Consider the following 20,210-nt stretch of genomic DNA (forward strand, 5'->3'; position numbering starts at 1 on the left):
AAACTTATTAGATGGGATATAGGGCGACTTATAACATACCCTCACGAAACCTATGGGGCTTGCACACGTGCTGGAACTGAAAGACAGGCTAAAAGCAGCCAGAGTTGCCGCGAAAAAAACACAGCGGGAAGTAGTTGCTGAGGTGGGCATCACCCAGCCAGCCTTGAGCGATCTGGAGCGAGGCAAATCCTACAGCAGTCGCCACTTAATCCAGCTCGCGCAATACTTGGAAGTAAGCCCTACCTGGCTTGCTACTGGCAAAGGAGCCATGTTTGAAGATGGCCCGGCAGACAACCGAATCAGGAACATCGACACACTCCTGACCCAGGTAGGACCGGAAAAATTAGCCGATGCGGCCAGCGGGATCATTGATTTCGAGCGCCTACTCGACGGGACAGCCATCATAAGCGCTCGGGTTGCCCGGAAACTGGAGAGCCGCCTACAGCTTGAAACAGGTTGGCTAGAAGTAGACCACAGCCAACCCGGAACGAGCGAGCCGCGGACACAGTACGGTGCTAGGCAGGACCACACACTGCCCGAAGAGGTCCAGGAGCTGATTAACGTAATCAGAGAGAGAGCCCGCAATGGCTCCCTCACGGCAGAGCACGCAAATGTACTCAGAAGCAGCTTAGAACTGATGACCGGCCAAAAGTGACACGCATCTATTAGCCCATCGCGGTCCAGACAACCCACCCCATCCAGAGAAAAGCCAGCACCCTTGCCTTCGCACTGTATCCCTTCTTCAGCAGAAACCAGGCAAAGATGTAGGGGAAGACAACAATTCCCAGACCTAACCCGGGCCCCACCTCTCTCGCATCCTCAATAACCGGCCCCGAGGAGGCATCCAGGTAAACTGGCTGTCTAGCACGAGGGGGAGCTTCCTTCGCAGGCCGAGCAGCGGTTTGCGGTTTAGGCTTTGGCGAGGATTTCCGGGGCTTCGGTGCAACCTCTACAAGTCGCTGAAACTCAGCCTCCCCGATTATCTCTATAGCCTGCCCACGCGCCTTATACTCTTCCGCCTTACGGTGCTTGCCACTTTTTTCCTCACCGTTCGTGCGCAGTAAATCTTGATCTCCCACCACAAGAACGGTTGTTTTCTTGGTGACATTATTCGCCACAGTAGCGCCTGCCAGACCTGCCTGATTCGCCGCCTCCATACGAGACGTATTGAGAGAACCAGTAAACACTACAACTTCACCAGACAAGGAGCCCAACTCTCTGGGCGTCTGCGCCGCGAGCTTCGGCTCGGAAAAAGGGATCCTGCGCTTACTGAGCTTGACGATATCCGGAAGTGGCAACTTATGCTCATGCGCACATGCCAGAAGTATTTCCCCAGATGCTCGGGCATCCTCTAGCGCATCATGGTGCTCAAACTTAATCTTCAGGTGCTCCGCGACGGGAGCCAGCCCGTAACCCCGCCGGGAGAACTGCGGCCATGTCCGGCGCACAACCTTGGCAGAATCCAGCCATTCCCAGGTTGGAGCGGTTAGCCCGGCCTCCTCATGCGCGCGCGTCAGCGACGATCGATCAAATGCCGTATGGCTAACAACCACACGCCCTTCAAGTAGATCTCGAAGCTTTGGTGCGATCGTTTTGAAAACCGGAGCTTTGCGTACATGCTTCTCCGTAATTCCATGAATGGAAACATTCATCCCATCGAATGAAGACTTAGGGTTTACCAAGGTCTGCCAAGTATCCCTCAGCTCACCACCCTCAAAGATTGCCACCCCAACCTGGCAAATACTCGACACATCAGAGTTTGCGGTCTCCACGTCCACCGCAACGAACGACAAGCTCGACACATAGCTATCCATTGCCACCGGTATCCCCCTTATTAGTTTTGTGACGGCAATCACAAGAATACCAACGTGCAAATCTGCCCTGAAGCGAGCAAACTGAAATATAAGCAAACTTATTGACCCTAAAAATAAGATTGCTTATATTGCGCTTATCAACCATAAGCAGGGCATCGCAAATGCAACCCAAAACCACCCCAACCTACCGCCCCCTGGCACCACGCCAAGCCGAAGCGCTCACCCACCGCGCGCGTGGCCTGTCGCAGGCTGAAACAGCAGCGGCGATGGGGTGCTCCGTGGGCAACGTCAGCAACCTGATGGCCGAGTGCTTCTTCAAGCTCCACGCCCGCAGCTCCGTCGACGCCGTTGCCAAAGCGGTACAGCAGGGCCTGATCCAATTCGCACTGGTAGCCACCATCCTCGCCGGCGTCGGTCCTGACGCGAGCGAACAGATGCGCACCCGCTTCCAGCGCCGCCCCACCATTCGAACCATTCGCATCCGCAACCGTGAGGATCTCGCATGAACGTGTACATACACCCGAGCGCACTCAGCGTGGAAAACGTGCGCAATCTGGAGCGCAGCACCGGCCTGATGGCGGTGCCGACTGGCAAAGGCAACGTGAAGCTGGCCAAGCCGAAACCGCGCCTGGTGCGCGTGGTTACCCAGCCCAACAACGACTGGCCGCCTTTCGGAGGCGATGCCGCGTGAGCACCCAGAATCGCGTAATCAGCGAGATCGAGCAGCACTGGCAGGAGCAAGAGCAGTTCTGGGTAAAGCGCGCCCGCCGCGCAGAGCGCCAAGGCAACGCTGAAGCTGAAATGGAATACCGTCTGCTGGCCGTGAAAGCGGCATTCAATCGCCGCCACGCGGCAAAACACATCCGCGAACGGTGGGGCCGCCCACTAGGAGCAACCCAATGAACACAATGACCTTCACCGATGCCGCCGACAGCGTCGAGGCCCTGCTGAAAATTGAGAGCTACCAGAGCGGCAGCAGCGAAGTCGCCGCACAGGTACTGCTCAGCGCTTGGAATAGCTACGACTTCACCCTGCCGGTTGCCGAACTGGCCCGCCTGGATGCGGACAACTACCGCCATGCAATACGCGTAATCACCCTGCGCTACCACGGCCACGAGCCTCACACCGTGATCAAGAACGGCGACAAGCGCTTCATGGCCCTACACGACCGCTGGGTACACCTGAAGGCCAGTAGTACCGAGGTGGCCGCATGAGCAACTACGACGAGAACCCCCAAATAGACAACTGCGGAGTGACACCGCGCAATCTCGCCGAGCAAATGACAAGAGATATGGAGCGGCTGAAGGTGCATCACCACGGCAGCAAGCCCGACTACAGCGCCCCCGCCTTTCTCGAAAAGGGAGCAAAGCACATGCGTGACCGCGCCGAGCAACGCGACGCCCCCGATGGCGAGAAGTCAATGGGCAGAACTGTCGCCGCCTTCAATGCACTCTACGGCAAAGACCTGACTGAAGAGGAAGGCTGGATGTTCATGGTCCTGCTCAAGCAGTCCCGATCCAGCCAGGGCAAGTTCACCCCCGATGACTACGAAGACGGCGCCGCCTACTTCGGCCTGGCCGGTGAAGCCGCCGCGAAGGAACGGCAGCCCAAGTGAGTGAATTCAGCCAAATTCTGCGAATCATGGAAGAGCTCAAGTGCCGCCAGGATGCGCAAAAACTGGAGTTGGAAATCTTAAGGGAACACGTAGCCGAGCTCACCGAGCAGTTGCACGGCAACACCGCACAACCAGAGGACAAAGCCGCATGAGCAAAGAAAAGGTACTCACCCTCACCCAGGCAGCGCGCCAACTCGGCATCGGCCGCAACACCCTGATCAAGAAACTGCGCGATCACGGCTACCTGCACACCCGGCAAGGCATGGAGTGTGCGCCCACCAAAACCGCCGTCGAGCAGGGACTACTGCACCCGCACCTCTCCCAGTTCTACCGCGGCCCGGTGCGCGTAAACCACACCACCGCCAAGGTCACCGCCAAAGGCCTGGTGTGGATCGACGATCTGCTGGACCGCGAAGCTGAAGAAGCGGCCAGCGCAAGCTAACCGCCCCGACATTCATAACAACGGAGGAATCCATGGGCACCAACGTAGAAGAGTTCATCACCGATCTGGATGCAGGGGTATTCGCTGAAAAGCTCTCCCGCGCACTCAGCGACGTTGCCGCCGGAGTTTGCGACAACGAGAAGAAAGGCAAGGTCACCATCGACTTTGATATCCAGTTGCTGGGCAGCAGCCAGGTGAACGTGCAGCACACGCTCAAGTACACCATCCCCCGCCGCAACGGCGAGAGCACCGAGAAGAACGTCACCAAGACCGCCATGCACGTTGGCAAAGGCGGCCGCATGACCTTCTTCCCGGAAAACCAACACCAGATGTTTACTAGAACCGGCGAAGTAGAAGCCAAACAAAAGGAAACCAACTGATGTCTATGGACGCCAGCGCCATCCAGTGCATACAAGAAAACGCACCTTCAATTGAAGCCGCCGCGCGACTGAGAGAGCAAAGCCTGTCGGCCGTCGTCGTGCCGAACAATTGCGATATCCAAAACATCGAGCACCTGCAGGAGCACCGCAATCGCTTCCGCGCCGACCTGAAAACCAATTCTCTGGAAGATTTCGCAGCCTACTACCACGCCAATGAAAGCGAAATGTCAGGCGGCACCCAGGTATTTGTTCAGCCGGAAAGCATGACCGCCAAAGCGATCTTCAATCTCTACGAACTGGACGGCGAGCCCGGCCACGGTGACCACACCGCAAGCCTGTGCGAAGTGAAGACCGCCCCTTTCAAAAGCCTGCTGAAGATCGACGGCACGCGCATGAGCCAGAAGGACTTCGCAGAATGGATGGAAGACTGGCGCGATCACCTGAAAGCCACCGACAGCCAGGGCGAGGAGCTGAACCTCAGCAAAGCCATCGCCGCTATCCGACGGATCACCATCGAAGCCACCGCCAAAAGCGATACAGAAGTGCGCAGCTTCGGCGCCAGCCGCAGCGCGATGGAATCCATCGAAGCCAAGAGCGAAGACCAGCTACCGGCCTTCCTGGAATTTACCTGCAACCCCTACAAGGATCTCGGTGAACGCACCTTCCAGCTGCGCGTCGGCATCCTCACCGGTGAAAAACAGCCGGTACTGGTAGCCCGCATTATCAAACTGGAAGAGCACGAAGAAACCATGGCGTTTGAATTCAAAGGCCTGATCAACGCCGCCCTACCGGACGGTGCGCCCATCTACCTCGGCGCCTTCGCACTCAACCGATAACAATTTTAAACCGCGCTCCGCGCAATCGTCAGACCGTTAGGGCCGCCGGTATGGGGCCCATTTTTGGGGAAAATTACATGCAAAAGCTGAAAGCCCTTTATTGGCGCCTGTTCATCATCCGCCTGTCTTTTCGCTGGATCTTTAATTACAACCTCGGCGACGAAGTCGTTTTCAAGAACCAGGTGTGGATGTTGGCGCAGGGCGTAAAGAGCCCAGTCTGGACACTTTCCAGAAGTGAAGGCCGAGTTGAGGCACACGAAGATCAATTTCGAAAAGTTCACACTCCCCGCAATTACTGGCGTAGCTTCACAAGCGGCTACCGCTTTTACATGACAAGCTGGTACAGCACTTGGATGCACCAAGGCATCAAGCCATGGATGCGCGGCTGTCGCATCTGGGGCAAATAACATGATCATCCACCGCACCTATACAGCCCTAACCCGCGCCATCAGCCACCTGATTCCGCCACCAGCGGAAGTCACCGCTGGCGATATCCACGCAGTGCACCTGGCCTGCGAACGTGCCCACCGCCGCGAATCGCAGCCGCTGAACAAGTACACCGCCAACGATCCGCGCCACCCTATCTGGCAGCGTCACGCCGAGCGGATCCGCCTGCGCAGCACGCAGCCCAGGGAGGTGCAGGAGGGATGAGCCGTAAACGCAACAAGAACGCCCGCCGCAAACTCAGCACCCAACAGCGCCGGCAGCGCGCAGACCAGCGCTACCTGATCGGCACCATTCTGATCGGCCGCGAATCCTACGGCCAGGACAGTGATGGTGAGCCCTGCTTCAGCGTCCACCACCGCGATCGCAACCGCGAACGGAAGATGCACAAGCCTGAAAAAATTGACCAGGCAATTGACGGGAAACACACCTGGCGCGTCACGGTATTTGCCGAAGGCTTCCGCCCCGACTCAAAGCGCAAAACCCCAGACCTTGAGGCGACCGTATTCGAAGCCCCGGGCATTCGCGTTAACGAGCTTCAGCCCTTATGCGATCCAGAGATTGAAGTGGTGAAGAAAATAATGCGAGAGGAAGGGTTTTTATTATCAGACTGGGGATGGAAGGCAGAAATTATTCCCCCAAAGCAGGAGAAGGCAGCGTGATCGAAAAAATAAGAGAAGCCTTTGAGGCCGAACAGAACGAGCCGCCAGAAAAGGATGCCAATGGAGATTACACAGGATTTCTGATGCGGCTTGCATTCCTAAACTTTAAATCTGGCTGGAAAGCCGCCCTCGCCTCATCTGATAGCGAGAAGGGGCAGGAGCCGGTGGCGTGGGCCGCATTCACCGTTGACGGGAATATCCGCATCTGGACCGCGAAAGAGACCGAAGTTAACAGGCTGGCAGCAGCTGTCGGGCAGGAATTGCAGCCGCTTTACACCAGTCCAGTTGTCAAGGATTCCTTGACAGTTGCCCACCGCTCCCCAGCGCAAGACAGCAAGGTGCCGGAAGAGTGGGGCATCAAAGAAACGGATAACGGCCGCGTTGAAGTATGGCCTCCAGAAGAAATGCCGATTTCACTGCCCCCAGAACCGGAATCGCTGGAAGGTCGGTATTTGGTGATGCTGTGCAGGTCCCTGCTCTCCACCGCTCCTGTCCCGGATAAGCCGCAGCGCCCTCCATTGGCAAAGGATCACGAAGGTATGCGCATTAGCGCCAGCGGGATACTCCACCGCGTTGGCGGACATATAAAGTTCGGCGCCCGCCAAATGTGCGAGCACCTAGAAGAAATGGGCCGCCGATACTACGCGGGTGAAGTTTCGGTGGTTGACGAGTTCCTTCAGCTGTATTGCTTAGACGAAGGGCGCCCAGAAACGCCAGAGGCCAGCGCATGACCATGCAATACCGCACCCCACCCCAGATCGGTTTCAACTTCGGTGAGCTCATCGTCGACAGCTTCGCCGGTGGCGGCGGTGCCAGTACCGGCATCGAGGCCGCACTCGGCCGACCGGTGGATATCGCCATCAACCACGACGAGCAGGCCATTGCCATGCACACCGTCAACCATCCGCAGACGCGCCACTACTGCGAAAGCGTGTGGGAGGTGGATCCGCGCGAAGCCTGCCAGGGCCGCCCGGTCGGTCTCGCCTGGTTCTCACCAGACTGCCGGCACTTCTCCAAGGCCAAAGGCGGCACACCGGTATCGCCCCGGGTGCGCGGCCTTGCGTGGGTAGTGCTGCGCTGGATCGGCACCGTGCGCCCGCGCGTGGTGATTCTGGAAAACGTGGAAGAGTTCAAGACCTGGGGCCCGGTGGTGCGCAACGGCGACGGTGATTACATGCCCTGTAAGAAGCGCCGCGGCAACACCTTCAATTCATTCCTGAACGCCATCCGCCGCCAGGGTTACCAGGTGGAAACCCGCGAGCTGCGCGCCTGCGACTTCGGGGCGCCCACCATTCGCAAGCGCCTGTTCCTCATCGCCCGCTGCGACGGCCAGCCGATCACATGGCCCGAGCCTACCCACGGCCCCGGCCTGCAGTCCTACCGCACCGCGGCGGACATTATCGACTGGAACATTCCCTGCCCCAGTATCTTCGATCGCAAACGCCCGCTGGCCGAGAACACCCAGCGCCGTATCGCCCGAGGCATCCAGCGTTTTGTGATCGATAACCCTGAGCCGTACATCGTCGGCAAGCAGGCGCAGTTCCTGACCGAGCACGCCAACGGATCCAACCCGCGCTCCTGGAGCGCCGCCGAGCCACTGCGCACGCAAGTGGCCAGTATCAAGGGCGGACACTTCGCACTGGTCACCGCATTTCTCGCCAAGCACTTCGGTGGCGTCACCGGCGTGAACATCGATACGCCCTACCCGACTATCACCACCCGCGGCACCCAGAATCAGGTTGTCACCGCACACCTCACCCGCGACGCCGGTACCGGCCGCGGCGAACAAGTGCGCGCATTCCTGATGAAGTACTACAGCGAAGGCGGCCAGTGGCAGGCACTCAACGAACCGATGCACACCATCCCCACCAAGGCGCGCATGGGCCTGGTGATGGTGAAAGGCGAGCCCTACCAGGTCGTCGATATCGGTATGCGTATGCTGGAGCCGCACGAACTGTTCAAAGCGCAGGGCTTCCCCGCCGACTACATCATCGATCGTGACGGCACCGGGCACGCCATCACCAAAACCCAGCAAGTGGCCAAGTGCGGCAACTCCGTGTGCCCACCGCTGGCGGAGGCGCTGGTGCGGGCGAATATGGCAGTGGCAGCAATTCCAATGAAGGAGGCAGCATGATGAAAACGCGCCATGTCCAAGGCCCCTTCTCAGCTATTCAATCAGTAATTGACTGGCTCAACGATGATGACTGGTCCCTATTGTCCGAAATGCTTGAAATCGAAGCAGGTGGAGAAGACGCGGGCGAGTTCGTCAAATTTGCCTTTGAACGATTCAACAACCAGAAACGCCGGAAGCATCTGCAAGAGAGAATTGCAGATATTGATCAAGAAGATGCTGGTCTTTTAGGTGGTGGCCGATGATTTTTCACAGCACCTGCCAATGTCAGAATCCGGATCCACGAGAAACCACAGCACCGTGGTTCGCCGGGGAGAAACCACCACCCAAGCAATTGGTCTGCGGAAACTGTGGCCGCCACACCCAGCGCGCCACCTGGCGCCAGAACACCAAGCAGTGCTGGGACTGCGGCAATCCGCACCTGGTGCTGATCCGCACCCAGCAGATCAAGTACTGCACCCACTGCCACATCACCATCCCGTGGCACCTGGAACCCGGACAGAAGAGCCCAGTATGAGCAAGCTACTGACCAAAACCGAAATCGCCCGCCTCACCGGCGCACCGGTCGATAATCCGGAAGCCCAGAAGCAGGTGCTGGACGCCAACCGTGTGCCCTATTTCCGCCGCAAAGACGGATCGCCGGCGCTCACCTGGGATGTGGTGAACCAGGCACTGCTGGCCCGAGGCGCCTCGACGCCCGCGGCCAACGGCGCTAACCTTCCACCGGGGTTCAAGCTGCCACAGGCCAGCTGACCGATCTAAGCACACAAAAATAGAATTCGAATAATGGGAAGACAACGCAATCCAGAAAACGCCTGGATGCCACCGCATGTGGCGCGTTACAAAGGGGGATACCGGGTCCGCAAGAAGGGTGAACCAACTCAGCACCTTACAGGCCCGGACGCGAGCAAATCCGAGGTGTGGGCCGCCTATGAGCGCTACCTCGCCAACCTGGTGCAGAAGACCTTCACCGTCGCCGACCTGATCGACCTCTACTTCGCCTCCCCCCAGTACACCAAGCACATCAGCCCAGAGACCCAGAAAGACTATTTGCGCTATAGCAAGCAGATCCGTGAGTCCTTCGGCGAGATGTCTCCGGACGCCATCACCAGCCCGCTGGTACAGATGTACATGGACGCCCGTGGCGCGGAGTACCCGGCCGCGGCCAACCGCGAGCGGACTTTCCTCGGCATCATCATGAAATGGGGCAAGGCGCGCGGCTTTGTTGCGATCGAGGATCCAACCACCGTGGTGCGCCCCCTCGCAGAGGGACCAGGTGGTCGCTACGTCGAAGATTGGGAATTCGAGGCGTTCTATGACTGGCTGGGCCAGCGCGGCCACACCATGCACCAGTGCGCCATGGAGATCAGCTACCTGTGCGCCGCGCGCCAGCAGGACGTACTCGCCCTCACCCGCCAGCACATCCAGGAAGACGGCCTGCTGATCATTCAGGCGAAGACCGGCAAGCAGCAGCTGAAGCTGTGGAGCCCGGCCCTGCGCGACGCCGTGAACCGCGCGTTGGCCACAAACACCGAGGCGAAGATCCAAACCGCGCATATCCTCCGCAGCCGCACCGGCCGCCGCTACACCCGCGATGGCTTCAACGCTGTATGGCAGCGGGAACAGCGCGCGGCACTGGCTGCAGGCGCGATCAAAGAACGCTTCCGCTTTCACGATATGAAGATCAAGGCCGCTTCAGACTTCGATGGTGACGTGCAACAGTTCACCGGCCACAAGACCCGCTCCATGGCCGAGCGCTACAACCGTACGCCAGACCGCGTAGTCTCACTGAACCGCGCCAATAAACCGGCCAACAACGCCGCTGAATAGCTGGATAGACGTACAGAAAGGAAGCCGCCAGAAAGGCGATTGGGGCAATAATTCGTACACTGAATTCGTACACTGAGCCCAGAAAAACAAAACCCCGCACTAGGCGGGGTTCTGAAAAGCCTTGAAAATCAAGGACTTAATATGGGGTGGCCGACGGGTTTCGAACCCGCGACCTCAGGAGCCACAATCCTGTGCTCTACCAACTGAGCTACGGCCACCATTGAACGCTGTTTAACGTTGTACACTGTGGCTGCACAACGGCGATGTTTCCACCGCACTCCCAGCCTGGCCCAAAGCCCGGCAGGGTAAAAATCGCTGTGTGCAAAGCACTGCTTTGCGGCGATTTTTACGCCCATCAGCTGTGCTGATGGGCCGGAATAGTCCTGCGTCTTTTAGCTCGCTGCGGACCATCACTAGTCTGCCAAGCTCGCAGCCACTATCAGAGATATGGCACGCCCGGCAGGACTCGAACCTGCGACCATCCGCTTAGAAGGCGGATGCTCTATCCAGCTGAGCTACGGGCGCAAGAAAACCCGGTAAATTGGTCGGGGCAGAGGGATTCGAACCCCCGACATCCTGCTCCCAAAGCAGGCGCGCTACCAGACTGCGCTATGCCCCGATTTCTTTCCCGAGGGTGTCCCCCCGTTCGAGAGCGCGCATATTACTTGCGGCTCCCTAGGGTGTCAACGGCGCTAAGCCATTCTTTTTTAAAGTAGTTTAGCCTTTCGCCAATGTGGCGATGTTATGAGTGACCGAATAGGGAAAATGTTCGCCGCTTGTGCGAAAATGCCGCGCCTAAATTAAGCTTTAGCAGGCTGACGGTCTTAGGCGCTCGTCGCGAGGGAAAGTCCGGTTCGAGCTATTTTGCGTGCAAACCCGAGGCGAATAGCCAGCTAATTAACGAGGGTTTGTACACAAAAGAGCCGAATCCGGCTTTACCACAGCAGAGCAGTCCTAAGTTCGACAGCCTGCTCGCTCCAACATCTAATGAGTGCCCCGCCCACATGGCGCCGGTACTCCCTGTTCAGGTTGAGAAACTCTATGTCTGCACTGGTTCTGGATGGCAAGGCCCTTGCCCAGAAAACAGAAGAAGAACTGTCTGCCCGCGTTGCCGCCATGAAAGAAAAGAGCGGCGGCCAGACGCCGATTCTGGCTACTATCCTGGTGGGCGACGACCCTGCATCCGCCACTTACGTAAAGATGAAGGGCAATGCCTGCCGCCGAATTGGCATGGACTCCCTGCAAGTGGAGCTCCCCTCCTCCACAACCACGGCACAGCTGCTGGCGAAAATTGAAGAGCTGAATGCCAACCCGAATGTACACGGTATCCTGTTACAGCACCCGGTACCCGAGCAGATTGACGAGCGCGCCTGCTTCGATGCTATCGCCCTGAACAAAGATGTCGACGGCGTAACCTGTCTGGGCTTTGGCCGCATGGCAATGGGTGAAGAAGCATACGGCTGCGCTACGCCCAAAGGCATCATGCGCTTGCTGGAAGCGTACGATATTGAAATGGAAGGTAAACACGCGGTGGTCGTGGGCCGCAGTCCGATTCTTGGCAAACCTATGGCCGCAATGCTGCTGAACGCCAATGCCACTGTGACCATCTGCCACTCGCGCACCCAGGACCTGGAGGATCACATCCGCCGCGCGGATATTGTGGTCGGTGCGGTGGGCCGCCCGGAGTTTATCAAGGCCGACTGGATCAAGGACGGCGCCGTAGTTGTGGACGCCGGGTACCACCCGGGTGGCGTGGGCGATATCGAACTGGGGCCACTGGCAGAACGCGTATCAGCCTATACCCCGGTTCCCGGAGGCGTAGGTCCTATGACCATCAATACCCTGATTTACCAATCCGTCGATTCCGGTGAGAAAAAACTTGGCTAAGTCCACTTCACCACAATCGGCATCCGCCCCCATGCGCCTGGATAAAGCCGTCAGTCAGGTGACCGACCTGTCCCGAGCAGATGTGAAAAGAGCCGCGCGCCAGGAACGGATTACCGTCAATGGCGTAGCGGTAACCGACCCCTCCGCAAAAATCAGTGACACCGATGAACTTTGCCTGGACGGGGACATACTGAGCGCGGCAGGCCCGCGCTACTTTATGCTGAACAAGCCACTTGGCTACGTGTGCGCCACTAAGGACGGGGAACACCCCATCGTTTTGGACCTCTTGGACGAGCCGAATCTGCAAAAACTGCATATTGCCGGACGTTTGGATATTGATACTACCGGGTTGGTACTGATTACCGACGACGGCCAGTGGTCCCACCGCATTGCCTCACCTCGCCATCAGTGCGCCAAAACTTACTATGCGCACTTGGCGGAGCCGATTGCAGACGATGCAGTAGAGAAGTTTGAAAAAGGGGTCTGGCTCAACAATGAGAAAACCCGCACCAAACCCGCCAAGCTGGAAATCCTTTACCGCAACGAAGTGCGCATCACCATTACCGAGGGACGCTACCATCAGGTAAAACGTATGTTTGCCGCCCTTGGCAATAAAGTATTGGAGCTACACCGAGAAAGCATCGGTGAGATCCAATTGGACGAGATGCTGACGGAAGGGGAATACCGCCCACTGACGCCAGAAGAAATCGCCAGTATTGGTTGATTCACTCCGATCACTTCCGCCGGAATCCAACTATGCCTGCCCTGCTCTCCCAACTGTTACGCGAAAGTGACGCGAACACCCTTTGGATCGCAGACGAGAACGCCAAAGCCCTGCTAACCCAGGGCTTCTCCTTTTCTGGAACGCTACTCAGTAACCGCTGGGATCTGGTACAGGCAGCGCTACAGTGTGGAATCACCGCCATTTTTTCAGACTTTGAGCTGGCAAAAGCCGGCTCGGATTTCTCGCAGATTATTTACCCTGTCTCCAAGGAAAAGGCGGCGGTTCATCATGTCATCAATTCCGCACCGCTCGTGTTGCGCGAAAACGGCGAACTGATTCTGTTGGGCAGCAAGAACAGCGGTATCAAGACCTACGCGCAAAAGGCAGCTCAGTACCTGGGCACGCAGAAGAGCCTGCAAAAACACGGCACGGAATATCTGAGTCGCAACAATTTTCCTGTTGGCACGACACTCGGTGCGCCACTGGACGATAGCGAATACCCGTGGCTCCGGGCGCTGATAGAACTGGATGGCCTCTATTCCAAACCTGGCCTGTTTGGCTGGAACAAAATCGATGTGGGCAGTGCCCTGCTGGCCAATCACCTTGCCGACCATATGCGGCCCGCTCTTTTTACCGCGGTGGATCTGGGCTGCGGTTATGGCTACTTGAGTCGCGAGCTGTCAAAACTGGCCCCGCAGGCGCACATCCTGGCTACAGACAACAATGCTGCGGCACTGCTTGCCTGTGAAAAAAACTTCACTGAGAGCAAGATTCCAGGTGAAGTCATTCCCGGTGATGCCGGATCGGAAATAGCCAGCGCGTCAGCAGATATGATTTTGTGTAATCCGCCTTTTCACCAGGGGTTCCAGGTCGAAGGTGATCTGACAACACGCTTTCTCGATCAGGCAGCACGTATACTGCGCCCGAAAGGCACGGCATTATTTGTGGTAAATGAATTTATTCCGCTGGGGAAAAAAGCTGAGGAACGCTTTCAGCAAGTGGAGTTACTGGAGAAGGCCAGAGGTTTCTGTATCTATCGCCTATTGCGATAAATCACCGACACTTCCCCGGAAACTACTCAACCAAATCAGTAATCTCTGAGGTTGAACAGATTCATTGACAGCGTATGCTCCTCGAGCTGCTCCAGCTCAAGTAATCGCTCCAATGCATGCTTCGCGCTGGGTGTATCCGCCACCAGTAGCAGATCCCGATACTGGTCCGCCAGATACATTTCGATGTCCATCGCTATTTGCCCAATGGCTTCCACATCCGTGATATCCGTATTGCGCAACCGTTGCAGTAACTCAGGCTCACGCCCCTCTGGTGCAAACTGCACCCACGTATGCAACGCCCCCTCCCCCACATCTTCCCGAAAGTTCTCCAGAGTATGCGTCATGGAGACCTCCCGGCGCTTTAACTGGTCAAGCAAGAGACTGGCGCGCGCATTCACGGAAAGTAGTTCGAACTCTTCGTACTGACGGCTTAACTTAAGGTGGAACTCCCTCCCCTCCTGGATCACATCTTCCAAGGTCTTGTACCGCATCAACTGGTCCCGGGAAAATAACTGACTAAAATCAGTATAGACTCAAGGATCATTAACCCGCCAATCGAAATCCCCCGGTTCGACCTACCGAAGCGGGCGCAGACGGGCATCCAATTTTCGGCACGGATCGCGGGGATTAATTGCGGAAGGGGCCCACTGAAGAAGATCGGCACGGAGGAGAGGAGCACGACTGAAAACACCTATACAGTTTTCGTATTCGGGGTGCTCGAAGGTCCAGGCGCCCTTGCCGGGCGCAAGCTGTGAACGAACCACTGAAGTACGCCAGCCGCTATCCAGCAACTCCCGGCGACAGCCAAAGTTACCGACCACTACACCATGAGGAGCTAGGATATTCAGCAGCTGTCGGCACCAGTCCGGATCGGCGGGAAAGGCTCTCCGAGCCTCACCATCTGCATGTCCAAAAAGATCATCGACTACCAAGTCGAACTGCGCGGCCTTGGACTGCTGACACCCGGATAGATACTCGCGGGCATCCGCGCAAATCAGTTCAGCCCCTTTCACACCGAAAAAGCGCCGGGCAACATTGAGGTGTACGCGATCGATATCCACACCCACAATGGAATCCGGAGCCACAAATGACTGCAACAACCGAATCAACGCACCGCCCCCCACCCCAAGCAGTAGGACACGCTTGACCTGCTCAGGGGGCCGAAAAAAGGTCGGTAGCAACAGCAGCTCCCACAAGGAGCCCTTTAACGGGTCTCTCGGGTTCCACTGGGAATGGAATACACCATTACTGTATAACCGCACGGAGGCGCCATGGGTGCGCACCTCATAACGATCGCCGCCGCGGCACTGTCGCCAGATAATCGCCATCCCAGAGCACCTGCGCCTTAGCTACCGGGCAACTCCGAGTGCTTGAGCAGTGTTTGCGCGAACAGCTCAATACCCGCGAGATCCTGCTCGGTAAAGCGGGCTATTTGCGGGCTATCGATATCGAGAACTCCGATACAACGTTCACCGTTATACAAGGGAACGACGATTTCCGACGCAGAAACCGCATCGCAGGCGATATGTCCCGGAAAAGCGTGTACGTCTTCCACCAACTGTGACTGTCCTGTTTTCACAGCGGTACCACAAACTCCCGCGCCAACAGCGATACGAGTGCACGCAGGCTTACCCTGAAATGGGCCGAGGCGTAATTCATCGCCATGCAGAAAATAGAAACCGGCCCAATTGATGTCCGACAGCTCCAACCAGAGCAGCGCACTGGCATTGGCCGTGTTGGCCAGCCAATCCCGCTCACCGGTCAGTAGACCAGCCAGTTGACTGGTGAGAGATTCATAAAATGCAGTAACCGTCATAGCGACCTCGAGCATTAGCGTCCGGTAAATCAGTCCATACCAGAATGTCAAAAGCCCGCAACAGCGGGCTCAGAAGTAATTGTACGGGCTGGACAGAACGGAATAAAGCCCGCCCGCCGGGTCACTGAAAACGTTACTGGTAGGGATCGGTTACCGGTGCTTCCGCTTCGGATTGCCCTTCATAGGTTTCCGCATCGACCGATGGCCTCGCCCACTCGCTCTCGTCACTTTCAGATTGATTCGCGCGAATAGCCGGACCGGTAGTAGTCACGTCTCCAGCGACAAGGGCACGTTTGCGCACCCCAGGCGCATGCTGGCTGACCGGGGCACTGGGTTCCGCCGGGGCGTTCCTGAGCACACGGCTGGCAACGGTATTCAGGTTCGGGCGGCGGCGATCCGCCAGCTTCACCGCTTCCAGCTCCGCATTCAGACGATTGATTTCCGCCTGCATATCACCGAGCTTTGCCTGCAAATCGGTAATCTGGGACAGCACCCCTTTTACCTTGCGGCTCTCCTGTTCGTACAACACCGCAGCGCCTCCAAAGGCCACCACGAAGACCAACAAAATCGAAAATTGACGCATTCAAGCCTCCCCTGCTTATGCGCGATTACTGTATATAATTCGGCGAATACTACCGGAAGTGGGGATATATTCCGTGAACTGGCATGTAAAACGCAAGTTCAATCTATGACCAGCAAGGCCGCTCCCTTCCTCATCGTATCGGGCGTGATCCGGTGTCCGAGCATAACAGCGATACCGGACCTGATCCGGTATCCAGCTTGGTAGCTCCGGATCCCGGCCTTTGCTGAGATAATGAAATGCGAGGTTTATTCAGATACCTCATCAAGCAAATCCAGAAACTCCAGGCTCGCCTGTTGCCGAATGGTGTGGCGGTGGTTGGCCCAGAGTTTGGCAATTTTTTCCTGATTACAGACTTTGCGGTCAACGTACACCCGCGTGTTTAATTCTCCGATAGGTTTGGGGCTCGGGCATTTGCTAAACACAAACTGGTTCGAGATGAGATCCATGAAAGGCCCCGACTTACTGCTGGGCATAATAAACAGCAGCTGCAGGCCCAGAGTCTCGGTCAGATAGCGAATCACCTCGCGGGAGCGGGACTCGTCCATCTTGGAAAATGCCTCATCCACCAATACCATTTTCAGGTGGCTGTTACCGTCATTGAAACGGAAGGCGGATGTCACCGCGGCGGAGCGAATGATATAGGCTGGGGTCTCCAATTGGCCGCCGGAGCCAGTCCCGTACTGGCTGAGCGCGATGGGTTCCTTACCCTGAGGCTCTTTGTAGATTTCGTAGTTGCGGTAGTTACGATAGTCACTGATGCGGTCGAGTTCACGGCGCGCCACCTGCTCGTCTTCGCTGAGTAGCATACCCAGCAACCGATCGCGGACCTTCTGATGCTTCGGATCCAGATCCGCATCAAACAGACTCTGCTCTTCGCCCAGGTTGGGCAATTCAATCACTGCTTTGAAGAAGTTCCAGTATTCCTTGAACTCGGGCACCCAGCGATAATCAAAGCGGAAGCGCTCGCGATCCGCGCCGAAACGGTGGTGTTCCAGCTCCAGATTCAAGTCGTCCAGCACGCGCTTACCATCGTTGATGGACTGATAAATCGCGTGACACAAATGGGTGACGAAGGTGGTGTTAAAGGATTTTTTCAGTCCTTGCAGCTGCTCGTGGCGGTCCACCAGCAGATTATTTTTCAGGCGATTGCGCAGTGCGGTCACCTGCTCCACCAGCTGACAAACCAGTTTAAATTGGCCTTCGCTGTGACCTGCGGCAAAATCGGGATCGAATGAGAGGGTATCGCCGGTACTGCAGCTGCTGTTGTAATCCATGACCGCCTTCAGCAACTGGTGGCTGTATTTCTGTAACAGACCGCGCCACTCGGCCACATCCAGGGAAAAATCGAAACCGTCGTCGGCTTGCGCGGCCTGGTCATCCGCTTTTTGCAGGGTCGATTCCGCATCGAAGTCCGGGGTAATCTGGGCGATACGCTGCACGGCGGCTTCGCTATCGGATAGCGCCTCGTCCAGCTGATCCAGCTGAGCGGACAGTGCCTGCAGCTGGCGTCCGATGCCATCGAGATTACTCTCCAGTTTGCCGGCAAGCTTTTGCAAACCAGCACCCTGCTGGCGTTCAGCTTCGAGTTTATCGTGCAGTTCGTTGGCCTGCTGCTCCAACTCAAGGCCATCGTTGAGATCAAGGTTGGACAGCGCCTGCTCCGCATTGCGGCCCTGACGCTGGGCATCCAGCGCGCTATCGACTGCATCCAGCAATTTCAGCGGGCTAAGGTTGCGCACAGCCTGCGCCAGTTTACGCAACTGTTGCTGCTGCTCATTTATTTGACCCGCCTCTTTCAGAAGCTGCTGTAGCGCGCGTTCCTGCGCGGCCAGTGCCCGCGCCCGCGCACCCTGCCCAAACACCAGCTCACTATCGTCAATATCGCACCGCCACATACTGTAGTTGCCGCTGGCGAGCCCTTCCGAGGTCAGGCCGCGTCGGGTGCCTTTCAGTTCTTCAGCGTCGCGCACCTGCAATACGGAACCGTAGGACGCCCGCAGATAATATTCTGCGGTCTTGTGGCTGAAGGACATCAACTCCACGATGGATTTATTCTGCGCGTCCAAACGCTCGGCATCCCGGCGGGCTTTGTCCCCCTGGATCACCCGCGCCCGGTTACTACGGCCCGGCATACTGCGTACGATACGCATCGCCTCCGCCTCGTAATCCGGGTCCACGATAATCGAGAAACGCGCCCCCCCCAGATAACCTTCCACCGCCATCTGCCAGCGCTCATCCAGCACTTCCACAAAATCACACAGCACCTGTGGCTCCGCCTGTGGACATTGCTCACGAATGGCCGCCAGTGCCTGGTCCACATACTGTGGGTAACGCACACGATTAGCGTGCAGATGCTGAATCCGGGATTCCTGCGTGTGCAACTGCTTTTGTACCTGCTGCACCTTCAGCTCGCCGCGGGACACCAGGTCGTTGACCTGATCCCGCAGGGTCACCTCGCCCGGTTCCGCTCCGGTCATCAGCTGCACGAATCGATTCTGCTGGGCCTCGAAGTTGGCCACCACTTCTCGCAGCGATTCCTGGGCGGACAGATCAACCCAGTCCTTGCCCAGCAGACCGTCCAGCTTTGGCAACGCATCACTGCGAGCGACCGCCTTGAGGGACTTGACCAGGCCACCGTCACTGAACGCCGGAATCTCAAGGGAAACGGAGGTGGAGCTCAACAGGGACAGCAGTTCGCCGGCGGCTTCCTGGTTAGCCGCAAACAATTGTTGCTGAGCCGCCAACGGCGCTGCCAGAGAAGACAGCGCGCGGTTAGCCTCGGCGATTTTCTGATCCAGCTCGTCTTTGCTGCGCAGCGCCGCCACGCCCTGACGCTGAGCCTGGATCGCCACCAGCTGTTCGCTCAGATGGCGGGTGCGACTCTCAGACTGGAGGATTTCCTGGCCGGTACGTTCGAGCTCCGCACGGGTTTCCTTCTGCCGGTTTTTGCCTTCCACATAGGTTTTCTGCACCCGCAACTGCTGGTGTTTGGCCTGCAGGTACTCCTGCACGCGCAATTGCAGCCACTGTTCGCTATACAGGTCCGCGGACTCGCCAATGCGTGCCAGAGCATCCACACGGTCAACAATTTCCCGCGCTTCCTGCTCCATACCATGAATGGTTTTCATCAGCTCGGAAACCGAGCGGATGGCTTCTCCGAGATCGCGCTTTTCCAGTACTTCCTGAGCGACAAAATCATTGATGCTCTTTACCGGCTTGTAGGCCATAAAGTTGGCAAATGTGCGCGCGGCGTGGGTAGCCTCACGATCCGGTACTGCATCCTTACGGCCGCGCAGTGCGCCATAAAGCCGCCTCAGGTAGGCTTTCTTTTTATCGTACTGCTCGACCTTACCGAACTGCTTGCTGACGACACTGTAAAACTTGTCCAACGGCAACAGATGCTTGCCGTCTTTGAATTCCTTGATGAAATCGCCCATGGCCAGCTGTTCGCCGGGGATCACGAAAAATTTCAGGTTGTCCTGGCGCGCCTGGGCAGGTTTAGAGCTGGTATCCAGATGTGCTCGAATCGCCATAACCGCGGTAAACGGCTCGCCGTCTTCGCCGTCGGTGGGGAAGAAATTACCGGCAATGTAACAATCGGTGGGCTGCAGGCGGGCGTAGCTGCCATCATCGCAGCCGAGTACATAAGACGCGAGCGTACGTACCTGCTTGCCGCCGCGACCGCGCTGGGTGGTCTCGTCCTGCCCCGGGTTGAAAGTGAACAGGGTATCGTGGGCTGCCGTCATCAGGGTCTGAATGGCGTCGGCCGCGGTGGTTTTGCCGGAGCCGTTGCCGCCAGAAAACAGGTTGATGGGGCCGAAGTCGTATTCCAGCTGGGGAATGTTGCCCCAGTTAATCAGGATGAGTTTTTTCAGAAACATACGTTTCGTGTGCTCGGTTTCATTTTTCTCGGTGGCAGATATGCCTTCGTCATGCCGGACTTGATCCGGCATCCAGTACTACGTAGCGCTGGATTCCGGCCTGCGCCGGAATG

General features: G+C 57.4%; 28 protein-coding genes and 3 tRNA genes. 22 read left to right on the forward strand and 9 right to left on the reverse strand.

All coding sequences use genetic code 11. The annotated features are described in order from the left end of the window. The first annotated feature begins 67 nt into the window (after positions 1-67). Positions 68-655 carry a helix-turn-helix domain-containing protein gene (locus AU11_RS17665; protein WP_197023756.1) on the forward strand — a complete coding sequence of 196 codons (588 nt, stop codon included), beginning with the start codon at positions 68-70 and terminating at the stop codon, positions 653-655. Positions 656-665: 10 nt separating this feature from the next. On the opposite strand, the gene AU11_RS03980 is transcribed toward AU11_RS17665, so the two are convergent. Beyond that, the gene (locus AU11_RS03980; RefSeq protein WP_051686935.1) at positions 666-1,910 is read right to left on the reverse strand and encodes an exonuclease domain-containing protein; all 1,245 of its coding nucleotides are present in this window, start codon (positions 1,908-1,910) and stop codon (positions 666-668) included. Positions 1,911-1,975: 65 nt separating this feature from the next. On the opposite strand from AU11_RS03980, the gene AU11_RS03985 reads away from it, so the two are divergent. From AU11_RS03985 to AU11_RS04065, 18 genes are all read left to right on the forward strand, one after another. Continuing rightward, on the forward strand, positions 1,976-2,320 hold the full coding sequence (locus AU11_RS03985; protein WP_043316614.1) for a LuxR C-terminal-related transcriptional regulator: 345 nt from the start codon (positions 1,976-1,978) through the stop codon (positions 2,318-2,320). After that, complete coding sequence (locus AU11_RS03990) at positions 2,317-2,505, forward strand: hypothetical protein (RefSeq protein WP_043316616.1); 189 nt, start codon at positions 2,317-2,319, stop codon at positions 2,503-2,505. Before AU11_RS03985 ends, AU11_RS03990 begins: the two co-directional genes overlap by 4 nt. Continuing rightward, the gene (locus AU11_RS03995; RefSeq protein ID WP_043316618.1) at positions 2,502-2,717 is read left to right on the forward strand and encodes a hypothetical protein; all 216 of its coding nucleotides are present in this window, start codon (positions 2,502-2,504) and stop codon (positions 2,715-2,717) included. The genes AU11_RS03990 and AU11_RS03995 overlap by 4 nt, the downstream gene beginning before the upstream one ends. Next, a complete protein-coding gene (locus AU11_RS04000) occupies positions 2,714-3,028 on the forward strand; it encodes a hypothetical protein (protein WP_051686936.1) in 315 nt (104 codons plus the stop codon). The genes AU11_RS03995 and AU11_RS04000 overlap by 4 nt, the downstream gene beginning before the upstream one ends. Continuing rightward, positions 3,025-3,429, forward strand: coding sequence for a DUF6378 domain-containing protein (locus tag AU11_RS04005; protein WP_197023757.1), 405 nt, complete (start codon positions 3,025-3,027; stop codon positions 3,427-3,429). The genes AU11_RS04000 and AU11_RS04005 overlap by 4 nt, the downstream gene beginning before the upstream one ends. Next, positions 3,426-3,581, forward strand: coding sequence for a hypothetical protein (locus AU11_RS18240; protein WP_156035123.1), 156 nt, complete (start codon positions 3,426-3,428; stop codon positions 3,579-3,581). The genes AU11_RS04005 and AU11_RS18240 overlap by 4 nt, the downstream gene beginning before the upstream one ends. Continuing rightward, positions 3,578-3,871 (forward strand): phage antirepressor KilAC domain-containing protein, encoded by a 294-nt coding sequence (locus tag AU11_RS04010; RefSeq protein ID WP_043316620.1) that lies wholly within the window; start codon positions 3,578-3,580, stop codon positions 3,869-3,871. Before AU11_RS18240 ends, AU11_RS04010 begins: the two co-directional genes overlap by 4 nt. 32 nt (positions 3,872-3,903) lie before the next feature. Next, positions 3,904-4,251: a hypothetical protein gene (locus tag AU11_RS04015; RefSeq protein WP_043316622.1), complete on the forward strand. Its 348-nt coding sequence runs from the start codon at positions 3,904-3,906 to the stop codon at positions 4,249-4,251. Next, positions 4,251-5,087, forward strand: a complete 837-nt coding sequence (locus AU11_RS04020) for a DUF2303 family protein (protein ID WP_051686937.1) — start codon at positions 4,251-4,253, stop codon at positions 5,085-5,087. The genes AU11_RS04015 and AU11_RS04020 overlap by 1 nt, the downstream gene beginning before the upstream one ends. Positions 5,088-5,164: 77 nt before the next feature. Beyond that, positions 5,165-5,494 (forward strand): hypothetical protein, encoded by a 330-nt coding sequence (locus AU11_RS04025; RefSeq protein ID WP_156035125.1) that lies wholly within the window; start codon positions 5,165-5,167, stop codon positions 5,492-5,494. Between the two features lies 1 nt (position 5,495). Next, positions 5,496-5,738 carry a hypothetical protein gene (locus tag AU11_RS04030; protein WP_043316624.1) on the forward strand — a complete coding sequence of 81 codons (243 nt, stop codon included), beginning with the start codon at positions 5,496-5,498 and terminating at the stop codon, positions 5,736-5,738. Beyond that, positions 5,735-6,193 carry a hypothetical protein gene (locus tag AU11_RS04035; protein WP_043316625.1) on the forward strand — a complete coding sequence of 153 codons (459 nt, stop codon included), beginning with the start codon at positions 5,735-5,737 and terminating at the stop codon, positions 6,191-6,193. Before AU11_RS04030 ends, AU11_RS04035 begins: the two co-directional genes overlap by 4 nt. Continuing rightward, on the forward strand, positions 6,190-6,924 hold the full coding sequence (locus tag AU11_RS04040; protein WP_043316627.1) for a hypothetical protein: 735 nt from the start codon (positions 6,190-6,192) through the stop codon (positions 6,922-6,924). Before AU11_RS04035 ends, AU11_RS04040 begins: the two co-directional genes overlap by 4 nt. After that, complete coding sequence (locus AU11_RS04045) at positions 6,921-8,327, forward strand: DNA cytosine methyltransferase (protein ID WP_081847920.1); 1,407 nt, start codon at positions 6,921-6,923, stop codon at positions 8,325-8,327. The genes AU11_RS04040 and AU11_RS04045 overlap by 4 nt, the downstream gene beginning before the upstream one ends. After that, positions 8,324-8,569 carry a hypothetical protein gene (locus AU11_RS04050; RefSeq protein ID WP_043316629.1) on the forward strand — a complete coding sequence of 82 codons (246 nt, stop codon included), beginning with the start codon at positions 8,324-8,326 and terminating at the stop codon, positions 8,567-8,569. The genes AU11_RS04045 and AU11_RS04050 overlap by 4 nt, the downstream gene beginning before the upstream one ends. Further along, the gene (locus AU11_RS18440) at positions 8,566-8,841 is read left to right on the forward strand and encodes a hypothetical protein (protein ID WP_043316631.1); all 276 of its coding nucleotides are present in this window, start codon (positions 8,566-8,568) and stop codon (positions 8,839-8,841) included. Before AU11_RS04050 ends, AU11_RS18440 begins: the two co-directional genes overlap by 4 nt. Next, positions 8,838-9,077 (forward strand): DUF4224 domain-containing protein, encoded by a 240-nt coding sequence (locus AU11_RS18445; RefSeq protein ID WP_043316633.1) that lies wholly within the window; start codon positions 8,838-8,840, stop codon positions 9,075-9,077. Before AU11_RS18440 ends, AU11_RS18445 begins: the two co-directional genes overlap by 4 nt. Positions 9,078-9,110: 33 nt before the next feature. Continuing rightward, positions 9,111-10,154: a tyrosine-type recombinase/integrase gene (locus tag AU11_RS04065; RefSeq protein WP_081847922.1), complete on the forward strand. Its 1,044-nt coding sequence runs from the start codon at positions 9,111-9,113 to the stop codon at positions 10,152-10,154. Positions 10,155-10,296: 142 nt separating this feature from the next. On the opposite strand, the gene AU11_RS04070 is transcribed toward AU11_RS04065, so the two are convergent. The 3 genes from AU11_RS04070 to AU11_RS04080 all read right to left on the reverse strand — a co-directional run bounded on the left by AU11_RS04070 (position 10,297) and on the right by AU11_RS04080 (position 10,773). Beyond that, positions 10,297-10,372: transfer RNA gene (locus AU11_RS04070), tRNA-His, on the reverse strand. A gap of 230 nt (positions 10,373-10,602) precedes the next feature. Next, positions 10,603-10,679: transfer RNA gene (locus AU11_RS04075), tRNA-Arg, on the reverse strand. A 17-nt stretch (positions 10,680-10,696) separates the two neighbouring features. After that, positions 10,697-10,773 (reverse strand) — tRNA-Pro (locus AU11_RS04080). Between the two features lie 422 nt (positions 10,774-11,195). On the opposite strand from AU11_RS04080, the gene folD reads away from it, so the two are divergent. Genes folD through AU11_RS04095 form a run of 3 tightly spaced genes read left to right on the forward strand, consistent with a single transcriptional unit; the run spans position 11,196 to position 13,817 of the window. After that, a complete protein-coding gene (folD, locus tag AU11_RS04085; protein ID WP_043316637.1) occupies positions 11,196-12,041 on the forward strand; it encodes a bifunctional methylenetetrahydrofolate dehydrogenase/methenyltetrahydrofolate cyclohydrolase FolD in 846 nt (281 codons plus the stop codon). Between the two features lie 31 nt (positions 12,042-12,072). Then, on the forward strand, positions 12,073-12,765 hold the full coding sequence (gene rsuA, locus AU11_RS04090) for a 16S rRNA pseudouridine(516) synthase RsuA (RefSeq protein WP_043316639.1): 693 nt from the start codon (positions 12,073-12,075) through the stop codon (positions 12,763-12,765). 32 nt (positions 12,766-12,797) lie between these two features. Continuing rightward, a complete protein-coding gene (locus AU11_RS04095; RefSeq protein WP_051686938.1) occupies positions 12,798-13,817 on the forward strand; it encodes a class I SAM-dependent methyltransferase in 1,020 nt (339 codons plus the stop codon). 35 nt (positions 13,818-13,852) lie between these two features. Here AU11_RS04095 and AU11_RS04100 read toward each other — a convergent pair whose 3' ends face one another. The 5 genes from AU11_RS04100 to AU11_RS04120 form a co-directional block, all read right to left on the reverse strand. Next, positions 13,853-14,308, reverse strand: a complete 456-nt coding sequence (locus AU11_RS04100; protein WP_043316641.1) for a hypothetical protein — start codon at positions 14,306-14,308, stop codon at positions 13,853-13,855. A gap of 84 nt (positions 14,309-14,392) precedes the next feature. After that, the gene (locus tag AU11_RS04105; RefSeq protein ID WP_043316643.1) at positions 14,393-15,145 is read right to left on the reverse strand and encodes a methyltransferase domain-containing protein; all 753 of its coding nucleotides are present in this window, start codon (positions 15,143-15,145) and stop codon (positions 14,393-14,395) included. A 17-nt stretch (positions 15,146-15,162) separates the two neighbouring features. Continuing rightward, positions 15,163-15,633 (reverse strand): GAF domain-containing protein, encoded by a 471-nt coding sequence (locus tag AU11_RS04110; RefSeq protein ID WP_156035129.1) that lies wholly within the window; start codon positions 15,631-15,633, stop codon positions 15,163-15,165. Between the two features lie 133 nt (positions 15,634-15,766). Continuing rightward, a complete protein-coding gene (locus AU11_RS04115) occupies positions 15,767-16,216 on the reverse strand; it encodes a hypothetical protein (RefSeq protein ID WP_043316645.1) in 450 nt (149 codons plus the stop codon). Positions 16,217-16,461: 245 nt separating this feature from the next. After that, positions 16,462-20,097 carry an ATP-binding protein gene (locus tag AU11_RS04120; RefSeq protein ID WP_043318125.1) on the reverse strand — a complete coding sequence of 1,212 codons (3,636 nt, stop codon included), beginning with the start codon at positions 20,095-20,097 and terminating at the stop codon, positions 16,462-16,464. Positions 20,098-20,210: the final 113 nt, after the last annotated feature.

Source organism: Microbulbifer sp. HZ11 (genome assembly GCF_000708675.1).
Lineage (GTDB): Bacteria > Pseudomonadota > Gammaproteobacteria > Pseudomonadales > Cellvibrionaceae > Microbulbifer.

Bases quoted from the DNA above. Each gene is read 5' to 3' on its own strand.
- AU11_RS03985 (WP_043316614.1), top strand. From the start codon at position 1,976: ATGCAACCCAAAACCACCCCAACCTACCGCCCCCTGGCACCACGCCAA.
- AU11_RS04045 (WP_081847920.1), top strand. From the start codon at position 6,921: ATGACCATGCAATACCGCACCCCACCCCAGATCGGTTTCAACTTCGGT.
- AU11_RS04065 (WP_081847922.1), top strand. From the start codon at position 9,111: ATGGGAAGACAACGCAATCCAGAAAACGCCTGGATGCCACCGCATGTG.
- AU11_RS04030 (WP_043316624.1), top strand. From the start codon at position 5,496: ATGATCATCCACCGCACCTATACAGCCCTAACCCGCGCCATCAGCCAC.
- AU11_RS04095 (WP_051686938.1), top strand. From the start codon at position 12,798: ATGCCTGCCCTGCTCTCCCAACTGTTACGCGAAAGTGACGCGAACACC.
- AU11_RS04005 (WP_197023757.1), top strand. From the start codon at position 3,025: ATGAGCAACTACGACGAGAACCCCCAAATAGACAACTGCGGAGTGACA.
- AU11_RS04035 (WP_043316625.1), top strand. From the start codon at position 5,735: ATGAGCCGTAAACGCAACAAGAACGCCCGCCGCAAACTCAGCACCCAA.
- AU11_RS04120 (WP_043318125.1), bottom strand. From the start codon at position 20,097: ATGTTTCTGAAAAAACTCATCCTGATTAACTGGGGCAACATTCCCCAG.
- AU11_RS04015 (WP_043316622.1), top strand. From the start codon at position 3,904: ATGGGCACCAACGTAGAAGAGTTCATCACCGATCTGGATGCAGGGGTA.
- AU11_RS04000 (WP_051686936.1), top strand. From the start codon at position 2,714: ATGAACACAATGACCTTCACCGATGCCGCCGACAGCGTCGAGGCCCTG.
- folD (WP_043316637.1), top strand. From the start codon at position 11,196: ATGTCTGCACTGGTTCTGGATGGCAAGGCCCTTGCCCAGAAAACAGAA.
- AU11_RS04115 (WP_043316645.1), bottom strand. From the start codon at position 16,216: ATGCGTCAATTTTCGATTTTGTTGGTCTTCGTGGTGGCCTTTGGAGGC.
- AU11_RS18445 (WP_043316633.1), top strand. From the start codon at position 8,838: ATGAGCAAGCTACTGACCAAAACCGAAATCGCCCGCCTCACCGGCGCA.
- AU11_RS04010 (WP_043316620.1), top strand. From the start codon at position 3,578: ATGAGCAAAGAAAAGGTACTCACCCTCACCCAGGCAGCGCGCCAACTC.
- AU11_RS04025 (WP_156035125.1), top strand. From the start codon at position 5,165: ATGCAAAAGCTGAAAGCCCTTTATTGGCGCCTGTTCATCATCCGCCTG.
- rsuA (WP_043316639.1), top strand. From the start codon at position 12,073: ATGCGCCTGGATAAAGCCGTCAGTCAGGTGACCGACCTGTCCCGAGCA.
- AU11_RS18440 (WP_043316631.1), top strand. From the start codon at position 8,566: ATGATTTTTCACAGCACCTGCCAATGTCAGAATCCGGATCCACGAGAA.
- AU11_RS04105 (WP_043316643.1), bottom strand. From the start codon at position 15,145: ATGGCGATTATCTGGCGACAGTGCCGCGGCGGCGATCGTTATGAGGTG.
- AU11_RS04050 (WP_043316629.1), top strand. From the start codon at position 8,324: ATGATGAAAACGCGCCATGTCCAAGGCCCCTTCTCAGCTATTCAATCA.
- AU11_RS03990 (WP_043316616.1), top strand. From the start codon at position 2,317: ATGAACGTGTACATACACCCGAGCGCACTCAGCGTGGAAAACGTGCGC.
- AU11_RS04100 (WP_043316641.1), bottom strand. From the start codon at position 14,308: ATGCGGTACAAGACCTTGGAAGATGTGATCCAGGAGGGGAGGGAGTTC.
- AU11_RS04110 (WP_156035129.1), bottom strand. From the start codon at position 15,633: ATGACGGTTACTGCATTTTATGAATCTCTCACCAGTCAACTGGCTGGT.
- AU11_RS04020 (WP_051686937.1), top strand. From the start codon at position 4,251: ATGTCTATGGACGCCAGCGCCATCCAGTGCATACAAGAAAACGCACCT.